This window comes from Mucilaginibacter psychrotolerans, assembly GCF_004519315.1.
In the GTDB taxonomy this organism is placed as follows: Bacteria; Bacteroidota; Bacteroidia; order Sphingobacteriales; family Sphingobacteriaceae; genus Mucilaginibacter; species Mucilaginibacter psychrotolerans.
In genome coordinates this window covers 26,785-38,143 of sequence record NZ_SOZE01000012.1, presented here as the reverse complement: position 1 = coordinate 38,143, position 11,359 = coordinate 26,785, and the positions used below count along the sequence as shown (strand labels likewise).

The following is an 11,359-nucleotide window of genomic DNA, read 5'->3' as shown; positions in this document are numbered from 1 at the left end:
TAAATGCCATTTACACCTCCTGTAAATAATCTGCTATAGTTCCGATCACTTCATATCTGAGAAAGCGGTCGTCCTCGTCCAGCCCCTTTACAAGCGGGGCGCATATTTCGAGGATATTAGTAAGCTCATAATGGAGAATTCCATGGTTGGAGAAACGCAGGTAGACCTTTAAAAATTCCTCTTCCAGCACGAGCTTGACATAATCGTAAGCTGTGGAATCTGTCATAAAAAATGTGTTGCGTTAATTGGTCAGTGTATCTGCATCCAGCAGATCCTGGTAAGTGATGGAGAGGGTCAGGATACGGCCGGACAACTGCTTTTCGCTGAGCTCGGCATGGAACACCTTATTGCCGGGAAAGGTCATTTTTCTAAAGACAAAAATGTTCCGGTAGCTTTTTGAAAATGAGGACTGGTCAAACAGCACGAATTCCGGCTTAACTTCCACGGATTGGTTATTTGCCGCCTTGGTTACCTTTTTATCGTCCACCTTAAACCGTATATCGGCGATGTCATATTTCAGGTTGGTTTTATTCTGATAGGAAATATCCAGAAAGATATAATCGCCAAGCGTGTAAACATGGTTTAAACGTCCTTTAATATCAAAGGCCTTTGCGGTTTCGATGCGTTTATCAGGGCGTTTGGCTACCAGGTTCAGTGATAGCGCCCTTAACTGGTTTTGCGAAAGGCCGATACCCGAAATATCAAGCGGTTTCGTTTCCACCTGCATGATGTTTACCTCAGTAGGAACGCCTGGGTATCCAGGCAGCAGCCGATATTGCGCTATGAATTTTTCACCGGCAATTGTTACCACAGCACCCGGAAAAGTTTTGAGAGAATCCCTTAATTTCAGCCGGAGCACATTCTTAAGCGGGATGTCACCGATCACCTCTTTGGTAGAAATATCCACGTATTGGATGGGTTCCGGGGAAATGAAATGAATGGTCAGGCTTTCCGGCAGGTAAACCACCGGTAATTTATCCTGCGCGTATAAGGCTGGCGCGATCAGCACCGACAATAGGAATAATAACTTTTTCATGTAATTGGATTTTTTTAGAGTTTATTGTTTGTTATCGCTGCCCTGAAGGCTGTCGCTTTTTTGCTCATTTTGCAAGGCATCGGTGTCGATCAAATAGAGGTAAGAGTTATATTTTAGCTTTGCCTTATTCTTCCGGATCAGCCCTGCGATGGCAGATGAGGTGGATTGAAACATTTTGTCCAGGGAACTCATGATGAACTGGTTATTGCCGGAGCTGCCATCAATGGTCACCCCCTGGATAGAGTTGTTTCCCAGTTCCTTGGTAAAATCGCGAAATGCGGATGAAGGCACATACAGGCCGGGCATTCCGTCCATATCGTAGATATCGAGTTTTACTGGAAGGATCTGGCCATCATATAAAATGGAAGTTACAGTGAGGGTAACCCTCTGCTCCGAAAAACCGGAGATACGCGCAAAAAGGTAAGTGCCTTTTCTTACAAGGTGACGGCCGGCCTTAATATCTTCCAGTAATTTGATCCGGAGACGGGAACCTGCATAACCGGTGATATTTTCATCGATCACCGCGCTGATAAACGCCGCCTTTTTCTCAGGCATTACCGTATTAAAATCGCTGGAAACCGCATCAGCCTTTTCGACCGTTAGTTTTACTTCACTTTCTTTCAGGCGGGCTGCCTTTTCTGCCAGTTGTTTCTTTCGCAGTTCTTCCTTGTAGGCCGGGTCATTCGCCTTGTTAATGCTGTCCATGATGGCCATCTGTTGTTTAAAAACCTCCATGGGGTCTTTTTCGGCTGGCGTTTTCAAGGGAGGCCGCGAGACATTCCCCTGGCGGCGGCTCATTTCCTCTACGGCCTGAGCAACCTGGCGGTCATGGCCTAAACCATCCGAAACCCTGCGCTTACCCGAGCCAAACTTTAGCTGCATCTCGTGCTGAATGGAATCCAGCTTTCTTTTTTGCAAGTCCGAATAGTTGTTATGGTAAAGCTGGGTTACCGAACTATCACCGGGTATTTTGTTCACCGCCGTGAGGCCGTCAGCCTCTTTGTAGGCATTGCGGTAAGCATCCAGTTTATCGGCCAGTTCCTTCTTGCGGACATCCGCTGAAACCTGACCCACAGTGCCTTTCAGCCCATCATTTACCGCTACAGCCTGTTTGGGTTTGGAAAAACCGCTTTGCCAGACATAAAAGAACAGGCACAAAAAAGGTAGCAAAATGACCGGCAGCACGTATTTGGGCTGTTTGAAATCAATTTTCATAAATTTATTTGAGTGTTTGGTGAATCCTGGAAAGGCGCTCCAGCGCGCTATCCAATAAGAGGCTGTCCGTGCCGCTCAATTGTTTTTTGGCCGACAGACTATCAACTAAGTTTTTGAGGTGCAGGGTTTCCCGGATGTTTCCGGTAGCCTCAAGGATTTGGTTAAAACCTTTGGAAACTGGATTTTGGTTCCTGACGGTGGTAACTTTGGCTTTATCAGGATGATGAAAAACAGTAAATGATAATACCATTGAAATGGCCATCAGTAAAACCATACACCCGAAAAAAAACCTTGGGTAGGATCTGACCAGACTGCCAACCGAATTTCCGGCCACGGTAAAATATGCCCCGAACTCTTTGCGCACCTCACTATACAGCGTATCCCTGGGATCGCGGTTAGAATGTATTTTTCTCCACATCTTTGAGGTCTTTATTTTCGAGGGTTTTCCAGTTGGTAATGAGCGCGCCGTGCGGGTTATTGTCACTTCGCGGTATGTCCTTCAGGTAACCCTCGGTGATCAGTGAGCGGATCACGGTAGAGCTGCGCCGGTCGATCTTCAGCTTGCCGTAATACCGGAAATAATGTTTAGGCACATCCAGCGAAATGGAATCGGTTTGCAGCGTCAACACCGAACTGGATGAAAGAATGGAGTTGAAAAAACCATTCTCTTTAAGATTATTGTATTGCTGCATACCCGATTCGTCAACGAGGTACATAGCCTTTTTCATTTGGTATTCCATGTAATTATCGTCGGGCGTTAACGAAAAAAATAAGGAGTGGAACAGTTCAACATCGGCTTTATATTCAGCTGGCCGGTTCATCTGCACATCGGTTTGTTTTGCCTGTATGGGGATGTTATTATCCAGGATATATATGCTTTTCTGCGCGTTGGATACCAGCTTGTAGGCATATAAGCAATTCATCCCTACGATAAGCAAGGAAGTGAACAGGCTACCCAGCGCCACAAAAGTTGCCAGCCGGACCTTCGCCTCAATATTTTTAATGATCATAAGAATTTAGTTTTAATAAAAAGGGCTGGCCCATACTTGGGTCAGCCCTGAAATCAAAAAGGAGAAAGAAAGAAGTAAAGAAAATTAAAAGAAGCTGCCAGTAGCTTTCCTTGCCATACTGGCCACTGTGCCGGCGCTCCGGCCAAAAGTAGAGGTCGCCGAGCTGATACCTGAAGTGGAAATGATCCAGGTAGATATGCTGGGCACGGTGAACATACAGATTGCCCCGATCAGGAAAACGATGATGACGGTGCCGAAGGAAAGAATACCGTTACCGGCGAACCAGGCCATTTTCTCCAAGTTGGCGCTCAGCCCGTTCTCGCCTACGAGCTCCTTGTATTTGCTTATCTCGGAAGTCAGTGCATATTCCTGCATCAGCCCGCAGAGGTACATGATCAGGTAAGCAATGCCGCTGTACAGGTTTACCGAAACAAAGCGGGCTATCCAGGTGCTGAAGCTATCCCGGAATGCCGGCAGGATACTGACAGCAACGGCAAACGGGCCGAGAATGATGAGTATGGTAGAATAAATGATCTGGATCATAAAAATGATGTAAACCGCCAGCCTCAGTATCCAAATCCCTAACAACTCCAACAGTTGGGTGAACAACAATTGCAAACTAACCGTCAGCCGGTTCTTCAATTCCAGCAAAGGGGCCACCACTGTGGAAATACCCTGCTTTACCGTACTGGTGACCGAATCCCAGGCCTGGCCGTACCAGGTATCGCTTTCCTTTTCGGCAACTTCAGTTTGTGCCTGGTAAGTGTAAAGGGAATTGGCTACTGCCAGCATCAAACTGGAACGGTTTAGGCGGAGGTTGTCTACCGTTGCTTGTTCGCTGTCAAACATTTGCTCTGTTTGGTTAGTAATGATATCCGTGGGAAAAGCGATCATTTTGACGAACACGCCCCACCATAATATGATCATCGCCAAACCGAAAGGTCTTAACAAGGGCATGACCTCCAGTTGTTTATCACCGACCATCATTTCGTAGGATTTAATAGCGAAAAATATGATCATAAAGATTGCGGCCAACGCCTTGGCATCGGTAATAAACAGGTCAAAATGCGTCCATACGGAATCTTTCAATCCCTTTAAGAATACCATTACGCCGGCTTCGTAAACACCGTCGCCCTGCAAAAATTGCAAGGTCTTGGTATTATCCATATTCGTGGCTGTTTGGGCATATATAGCTGTAACACTGAAAAACAGCAATATCAATAGGGTTATTTTCTTTTTCATTGCAGGTGCTGTAAAACTTGGTTAGCGATCCGGATGTCCGTTTGCGGCGTCCAGCTGCTGACCGAAACCTGGTTGCTTTGCAACCTTTGCTGTTGAGCGGTCATATTTAAGGCGGCTTGCGCCGATGAGGTTCGTATTGCCCAAACCCCGGCCAGCCTGCGGTATTCCATCAGGTAGCGGTGGTAGGCCATGATCCGCGCGCCGCGATCCATGGTGGTTGTATGGGCGGCCTGAACCCGTTCTTTTAGCATATCCAGTTCGTTCTTATACCAGTTGTACAGACCCTCGGAAACCAGTTTGGCGCTAACCTGCGGCGAAAGCCCGGCCAGGATGGTTGCGGCTGAATTATTCAGCACGGGTTTTAGTTCGTTACTGTAATAAAGCTGCCATAAAGGGTCAGCATCGGAGATCAAACCGGATTGATTGGCGATCTCTGATAAGGCCGTGTTGCGTACCGTATCTGATTGTAGCTTGTATTTGTTATCCGTGGTGTTCATCCCCGCGACCAAAGCCAGTCGCTGCGTTTGCGGGCCGGTCGCGCTGAGCGGCCGCAGGTCGGTCTTATAATAATTGGGATGAAACAGTCCCCAGGTAAGCCAGTAATAGGGATTTAAGCTCAAGAAACCGGCTTTTGGGGTAAACTTATTTTGATCCCATTGCAGGTAAACCATACGTTCCTGCTGGTAGCGAACACTTTGATCCTGTGCTAAGGCCTGGCCAAAACAATGATGGATCAGCGCTAGCCATATAAATGGCAGTGGAATTAAGAATTTTTTCATGATTAAGAATTTAATTGTAAGCGGTCATCATGGTTTGGCCAATGATTCTCATTGGCGTAAATATTTAGCGTTTTGAATGACCTGGCTGACAATGCGGCTGTCCTGGCTGATATAGGTAGCAAAAGGATTCAGGGATGCGATCACACCGCGTTCCTTCGCCCAATACATAGCTTTCCAGGCACCATAGGCTAAGCCGTCCAGTATTTGCAGTTGGGTGACCACCTTGCGTAAAAGCTGGTCGCGGGAATTGTAATCAGCCAGTACATTATCCCCTTCTTTCAGAATATAACCAGAAACATCGGTAACAAGGGCAAGCGATCTTTTTTGCATTTCAGCGGATATGTTTTCGGCAAAAACAAGCAAGTAAGGTTCACTTTTAGCCATATCCAGCGCCTGCCTGATGTAACCGGTCATATCAGCAATGATCACCGCCATGTTCTTTACGGCAAGCCCACCTTTTAAGGCGGAGTTAACGTTGGAAAGCCCCTCGTAGATCATGGTTTGTGCCAGTACCACCGAACCTACATTGGTGTTCAGGTTATTGATGTTGTTGTTGATCTTGCCGAGATATTGGTCGTGGGTTACCTCAGCGCTGCTTCGGACGGCAGCGTTTTCAGTTACCACAACGAGGTGCTGGTAATCGATGACATATTCCTGCGCGCTGGCAACCCCAAAGCCAGCAATCAGCAAAATTATAATGATCAGGAATTTCATTTTAAGTATTTAGCGTTTTGGATAATATCCCTGCCGATAGACTTATCGGCATCAATAAAATTCTGGAACGGGTTTGCCGCCCGTAAGAGTGAAGCCAGGCTGGAGTACTGCATAATGCTCAGCATGTTGCCCGATAAGTCCTGGATCTTGCTGAGTTCAGAAATGACGTAATCAAAAAGTATTTTCCGGTCGGATGATTTCATTTGGTTGACATCGCCAAGTGATAGAGAGAGGCCGGTAACATAGGCCACCAGACTTTTGGCCTGCGATGCAAATTGAAGCGCGGACTGGTAGCCGATGGCGATCAGGGCCGGGTTCTTTTGTACCAGCTGTACGATCTGGGTTTGGTTACTGACGATCCTGCTCACCATCGGGGTCGCATATATCCCGATATCGGCCAGGTCAATTGCCGTTCCAAGGGTGTTATAGCGTTGCTGCAAAGTCCGGTACATCGCTTTCATCTTTTCAAGAAGCGTGAGATTAGCCTGCTCGTTAGCGGTTGCCAGTGCCTGTTGGTTTTTTGCCTTTACCTGCAGCTTGTTTTCGGATTCCGATTCATCCACCAGTTGATGGAGAGCCGGGATATCCAAAATACTTTGCTGGGCCAGCAATCTCCCGGTGAACATAACCGAAACTGCCAGGGTCAAGAATAGTATTTTCATAAAATTATTTTTTAAGGTTGCGATGGCATACATCCCAGCCGTGCCGGCGGGTGAAACCATAGACCTGAAGTTTATCGGCATATGGGAACCGGGCCTCGATCATGGCGTAGGCTTCGTCCGGTTTTTGATCCCTGCTTTTGACCTTCCCGGTAAATGGTTGGGCAAAGGCGTCTGCGAATTCAATTTTTGGCGGCTCTTTACCTTTATAATATACCATCAGGTATTCGGCCACCTGTTTGGTGGTCCCCAATTTCCATTTCGGCCGTAACCAGACATAATATTGATGATACTGGTAATCCAGTCGCTTCATATAGTCCCTGCACTCTTCCGTAAATTTGTTAGGTACCCAAATAAAAACGACGTGTTCAGGCGCTGACATATTAAACAGGCAGTCCGCGATGAAGGCAAAGGCAACCTTGGCGTTCATCATTTTTCGCGGGATATTATCCATCAGCCACATCGCTGATCTTTTATAGGCCCTATAATGATCCCATGGCGGACAGACCATGAATACTTCGGTTCTCATTGTTTCAGGTATTTGGCATTGGTGAGCACATCATTGGCGATCCTTACATCTTGGTTCTGCCATTCCGCCCAGGGATTGAGCGAACGAAATATGCCGTTGATCTTTGCCCAGTACATGGAGCGGTTCATCCCGTAGGCGATACCGCGAAGGATGCGCATTTCATTGGCGATATGGTTAAGCAGTTTGCCGCGTTCGCCGGAATCCATGAGGTTATTACCCCCCTTGAGCACAAAAGCGCTGACATCGGCGGCGAGCCTGACCGAGCGTGTTTCAAAATCCCTGGCCCCCTGTTCTGCGAACAGCAGCAAAACCGGGTCTGACTTGGCTAAGTTGACGGAGGCCTCCACATCGTTGATGATATCAGACCCGCAATCCGCGATATCCTTTATGGTCGCCAGGTTATTGATGACGGATGCGACCTGGCTTAAACCTTGATAGATCTTGTTTTGCAGATTGTTTACAATGACCAGCTGGCTGCTCACGGCTAACTGGCCTTTTTGGATCAGGTCCAACTTATTATTGGTCGTATTGAGCTGGCCGTTGATCACCCCGGCATTTACGGCAATCGCGGCAGAAACCGCGGGGTCTACCACCAACTCCTGCGCAAAGGCGCTGTTCAGAGCCGTGACCAATAAGACGATCAGCGGCCATTTAAAGATTTGTGATTTCATGCAACCTGTTTTTGATTAACTTGTGAAATGAAGGCAGGCAAGGATTTGCCGCTTTCTTTAAAATCCCGTACAAAGGCTTCAAGGCCTTCAGGGTAAGAGCCATAGCGGCTGGTATAACTTTCGACCGCTGTTTTTTCCGGTTTTTCGGTTGTATAGGTTAAATACTGCTGAAGCGATACTTCCACGCCATAAACCTCGCCGACCGCCCCGCGCCGGATATACACTTCTTTAAAACGGCCACGATTCGCCGTGTTATCCAGCTGATTGATGGTAAATATCTTCCGGCGTTCCGTTTCATTGATGGATAGAAGGGCGGCGATCTCGTTATAATTATCCTTGAACTTGGTTTGGTCCAGCAGGCAAATGGTATCCGAGTTATTGACGATACTATCCTTCACCACAGCATTCCCCAAAATATCGCCCAGCTCCTGGGTAACCACGATGGCCTCGCCCCAAAACTTCCGGACGGTCTTGTATAAATAAAGCAGGTAACCCGCCATCAGTGGGCTGGCAATGGCCTTCCACGCTTCCTCCACTACCAGGGCCTTTCGCCTATCCGAACGGTAGCGCATCTTCTGGATGAATACATCCATGATCGTGAGCGTCACGAGCGGGAACAAAGTTTTATTCTCCTTTATGGAATCAATTTCATAGACTATGAAGCGCTCGGTGAACAGTGATTTATCGGTATCCTCGTTCAGTATCCTGGCAAATTCACCGCCTTTGTAAAACTTTTTAAGTACATACCGGAACTCATCAAAATCAAAGACGATCTTCTCTTCCGATTTGATCTCCGGTATTTTTTCCAGGGCGAACTCGTAAAAGGTGTTAAAGTTTAATTCACCGCCATCTGCAAAGAATTGGCTGTAATAAGCCGAGATCACATTGGCGACAACATCGCGCTCCAAAGGACTAAAGGAACCTTCGGCACCTTTCCAGGTTACACCGATCAGCGTACAGAGAAAATCCTTTTTTTCTATATTGTATTCCATTTCCGTGATGCGGAAAGGGTTCATGGTGATAGGGTCTTTGTCCGTGTAAGTGATGTATTTACCCCGGTAGTAGGAACACAAGCCTGAATATGAATGGCCGGTATCAACGATCACCATATCCATATTATAGAGCATATACTGCTCGATCAGGGCGTTCATAAAAAAGCTTTTACCCGAACCGCTCGGCCCTAAAACGAACTTATTACGGTTATTGATCCTGCCAGTACGCATGGGAAGATCAGCCGGGTCGATGCCAACAGGGATGCCCTGACGGTCGGTAAACCTGAGCAGGAAATCGGATGGCTCATCTTTAGGCAGTGACTCTTTAAAGAAAAAGCACACGGCGGCGTCACAGGTGGTCAAAAACCAATCGTAATCCTTCAGTTCCACGCCGTTGCCCGGCAAGGCGGAGCGATAAAGTTCCAGCTGGTTATAGGCGTTCCGGCTGGGGATAATTCCCAGTTGAAACAGGGAGCTTTCAATAAAATTGACCGCTTTCTGAATTGATGCGATTGGGGCTGCCACCAAAATATTAAAATGACAGGTGACCAGCATCTGGTTTTCACGGGCAACATCATTTAAGAGCTGATCGATATCCTCCACACATAACTGGTTCGCGGGGTCGGGAATACCGGCATGCCGCTTCTTTTTTTGTTCCAGCTTGCGCAGGGTCGCTACCTGGCCGGGAATTTCAATGAGCTGGTTAAATACAATCACATCGACACCGGGAACCTTAAAAAGAAAAGAGAGAAAATCCACCGGGAACCCGCGCATGCTTTCCTTTTCATTCAGCTCGATATAAGCACCAACATCTGGCGGCAGATCGATGCTGTCAATATTGACCAGGCTGATACTACGTACCGCTTTCTCACCGATCCTGATCTCCGTATCAGACGGTGCAAGGTTGTTCAGCACGATATTAGAACGGCCAAAATCCATGCTGAGCATTTGCAGAACCAATTGGTTCAGCTCTCCCTCACGAAGTACTTTCGGCGCGGGCAGGATATCGAGCACCTTGCCAACGGCCTGTTTGAAATCCCGCAGGATGCGGGCGTCATAAACATAAAACGCGCCCTTTTTCACCTGGCGCGTTATCGTTAAATAAGTATTGACCTGCAGGCATTCCCGGCCGTTAAAGTGGGCGTTGTACTGCTTTTGCAGGTATTCTCCGGCTGGGGGGCTCTTGTAGGGTGTTCGGCTGATCACATCCTGCTTTTGCAGGAGATAACCGTCGCCCAATATTTTAACGACATTGATCAGGAGGTGGTGGAACTCATCATAACCTGCCGGGTAGGCAGCATAACGGATAACGGGATTGACCATTTTTATGACCACCGAGTATTCGCCATTGTTGCCGATGAGCAGATCAAAATCATCTCCTTTATCCACCCCCGCATAAGGGATGTTAAACAAAGTTTTTACGGCCATATTGATTAAGGATGTAAATGTTGGTGGTGCGGCTTTTGGAATGCAGGCCGCCCTTTTGCTTTCCTGCGGTGAAGAGAAGACCGCCAACGGTAAAGCCGATAAGTATCATTGCACCGAGCCACATATTGACCAGGGAGATGGTTAAAGCGCCAAAGACAAGTCCGGCCAGAAGGGAGGCAATTCCCCAGTAAATGAATTTGCCTTTAAACCCTTTGAATATAAGGGGCCTTTGCAGCCCCTTATAAACAGGATACTTCCTGGCCATTATAAGCCGAAGAAAGCTTTGATCACCAACGCGGAAACAACGAGAAAGACACATGATCCACCCCAACCCATTAATTCCTTGTTGATATCCTGGTCACCACTGTTCCATTTTGAATAGACACGGATGGCACCAACAATACCCACGATGCCGCCGATCACCAAAGTGATATTGGTTACCGGGTCAACATAAGTTTTCAGGGTCGAGGTTGCTGTGGTCAGGCCGTTAACGCCATTTTGGGCGAATACCGGTACAGACAGGGCCAGCAGCAAAGCTGAAGCCCATAACTTTTTTGTTTTTGTAAACATTAATTTGGAGAAAAAAATAAACGCGGAGATCTTTTAAAGCCGGCCGGGAGGCGGCTGTTATGGTTGCGGGGCGTTCAGATCACGAACAACGTCCCGTTTAATTCACCCAATGGGAATTAGCGATTGTAAATGCGCCGAAAGGCGGCACATTAATAAGAAGATGGTAAGACAGGTATCTTTTAGTACTTCCAGGGAAGGAAGCAAAAGGGGTTAACAGGCATTCAGATACCGAATAATGCCCTTAGAAACGGACCCGAAAGGATCATGAAAAAAGCAGCGAAAAACCATGCGGCAACAGCGGCGTCCATGCGATCCTTACCCATTTGCCAGTTATGGTAAATTCGTAAACCGCCAAATGCGCCGAAAATAAAGGCCAGCACCATGCAGCAGTCAAATGCCGAAAAGAATGTGGAAGAAAGGTCATGCTGGGCCTGCTGCATTTCACTGATCCCCGGTTGTGCAGATGCGATTGCCGCTATGATGCAAGCGGCAACGGTCAGTAAATACTTCATGT

The 11,359-nt window shown here is 47.4% G+C and carries 15 protein-coding genes; all 15 read right to left on the bottom strand.

Annotation, left to right across the window (positions count from 1 at the left end; translation table 11 throughout):
- Positions 1-10: 10 nt before the first annotated feature.
- On the bottom strand, positions 11-226 hold the full coding sequence (locus E2R66_RS13275; RefSeq protein ID WP_133231602.1) for a hypothetical protein: 216 nt from the start codon (positions 224-226) through the stop codon (positions 11-13).
- A gap of 15 nt (positions 227-241) precedes the next feature.
- Positions 242-1,036: a DUF4138 domain-containing protein gene (locus E2R66_RS13270; RefSeq protein WP_133231604.1), complete on the bottom strand. Its 795-nt coding sequence runs from the start codon at positions 1,034-1,036 to the stop codon at positions 242-244.
- 21 nt (positions 1,037-1,057) lie between these two features.
- Entirely contained in the window at positions 1,058-2,251 is a 1,194-nt protein-coding gene (locus tag E2R66_RS13265; protein WP_133231606.1) for a conjugative transposon protein TraM, read from the bottom strand.
- 4 nt (positions 2,252-2,255) lie between these two features.
- Complete coding sequence (locus E2R66_RS13260) at positions 2,256-2,669, bottom strand: hypothetical protein (protein WP_134737931.1); 414 nt, start codon at positions 2,667-2,669, stop codon at positions 2,256-2,258.
- Positions 2,647-3,261 (bottom strand): conjugative transposon protein TraK, encoded by a 615-nt coding sequence (traK, locus tag E2R66_RS13255; protein WP_133231610.1) that lies wholly within the window; start codon positions 3,259-3,261, stop codon positions 2,647-2,649. The genes E2R66_RS13260 and traK overlap by 23 nt, the downstream gene beginning before the upstream one ends.
- 84 nt (positions 3,262-3,345) lie before the next feature.
- Entirely contained in the window at positions 3,346-4,503 is a 1,158-nt protein-coding gene (locus E2R66_RS13250; RefSeq protein ID WP_133231612.1) for a plasmid transfer protein, read from the bottom strand.
- Positions 4,500-5,282: a hypothetical protein gene (locus E2R66_RS13245; RefSeq protein ID WP_133231614.1), complete on the bottom strand. Its 783-nt coding sequence runs from the start codon at positions 5,280-5,282 to the stop codon at positions 4,500-4,502. Before E2R66_RS13245 ends, E2R66_RS13250 begins: the two co-directional genes overlap by 4 nt.
- Before the next feature lie 48 nt (positions 5,283-5,330).
- The gene (locus tag E2R66_RS13240) at positions 5,331-5,996 is read right to left on the bottom strand and encodes a hypothetical protein (protein WP_133231616.1); all 666 of its coding nucleotides are present in this window, start codon (positions 5,994-5,996) and stop codon (positions 5,331-5,333) included.
- Entirely contained in the window at positions 5,993-6,658 is a 666-nt protein-coding gene (locus E2R66_RS13235) for a hypothetical protein (RefSeq protein WP_133231618.1), read from the bottom strand. Before E2R66_RS13235 ends, E2R66_RS13240 begins: the two co-directional genes overlap by 4 nt.
- A 4-nt stretch (positions 6,659-6,662) precedes the next feature.
- A complete protein-coding gene (locus tag E2R66_RS13230; protein ID WP_133231620.1) occupies positions 6,663-7,184 on the bottom strand; it encodes an MT-A70 family methyltransferase in 522 nt (173 codons plus the stop codon).
- Positions 7,181-7,855, bottom strand: coding sequence for a hypothetical protein (locus E2R66_RS13225; RefSeq protein ID WP_133231622.1), 675 nt, complete (start codon positions 7,853-7,855; stop codon positions 7,181-7,183). Before E2R66_RS13225 ends, E2R66_RS13230 begins: the two co-directional genes overlap by 4 nt.
- Positions 7,852-10,275: a TraG family conjugative transposon ATPase gene (locus E2R66_RS13220; protein ID WP_133231624.1), complete on the bottom strand. Its 2,424-nt coding sequence runs from the start codon at positions 10,273-10,275 to the stop codon at positions 7,852-7,854. Before E2R66_RS13220 ends, E2R66_RS13225 begins: the two co-directional genes overlap by 4 nt.
- Positions 10,253-10,540: a plasmid transfer protein gene (locus tag E2R66_RS13215; RefSeq protein WP_133231626.1), complete on the bottom strand. Its 288-nt coding sequence runs from the start codon at positions 10,538-10,540 to the stop codon at positions 10,253-10,255. The genes E2R66_RS13220 and E2R66_RS13215 overlap by 23 nt, the downstream gene beginning before the upstream one ends.
- Positions 10,540-10,845 carry a DUF4134 domain-containing protein gene (locus E2R66_RS13210; protein ID WP_133231628.1) on the bottom strand — a complete coding sequence of 102 codons (306 nt, stop codon included), beginning with the start codon at positions 10,843-10,845 and terminating at the stop codon, positions 10,540-10,542. Before E2R66_RS13210 ends, E2R66_RS13215 begins: the two co-directional genes overlap by 1 nt.
- 221 nt (positions 10,846-11,066) lie before the next feature.
- Positions 11,067-11,357 (bottom strand): DUF4134 family protein, encoded by a 291-nt coding sequence (locus E2R66_RS13205; RefSeq protein WP_133231630.1) that lies wholly within the window; start codon positions 11,355-11,357, stop codon positions 11,067-11,069.
- Positions 11,358-11,359 lie beyond the last annotated feature (2 nt).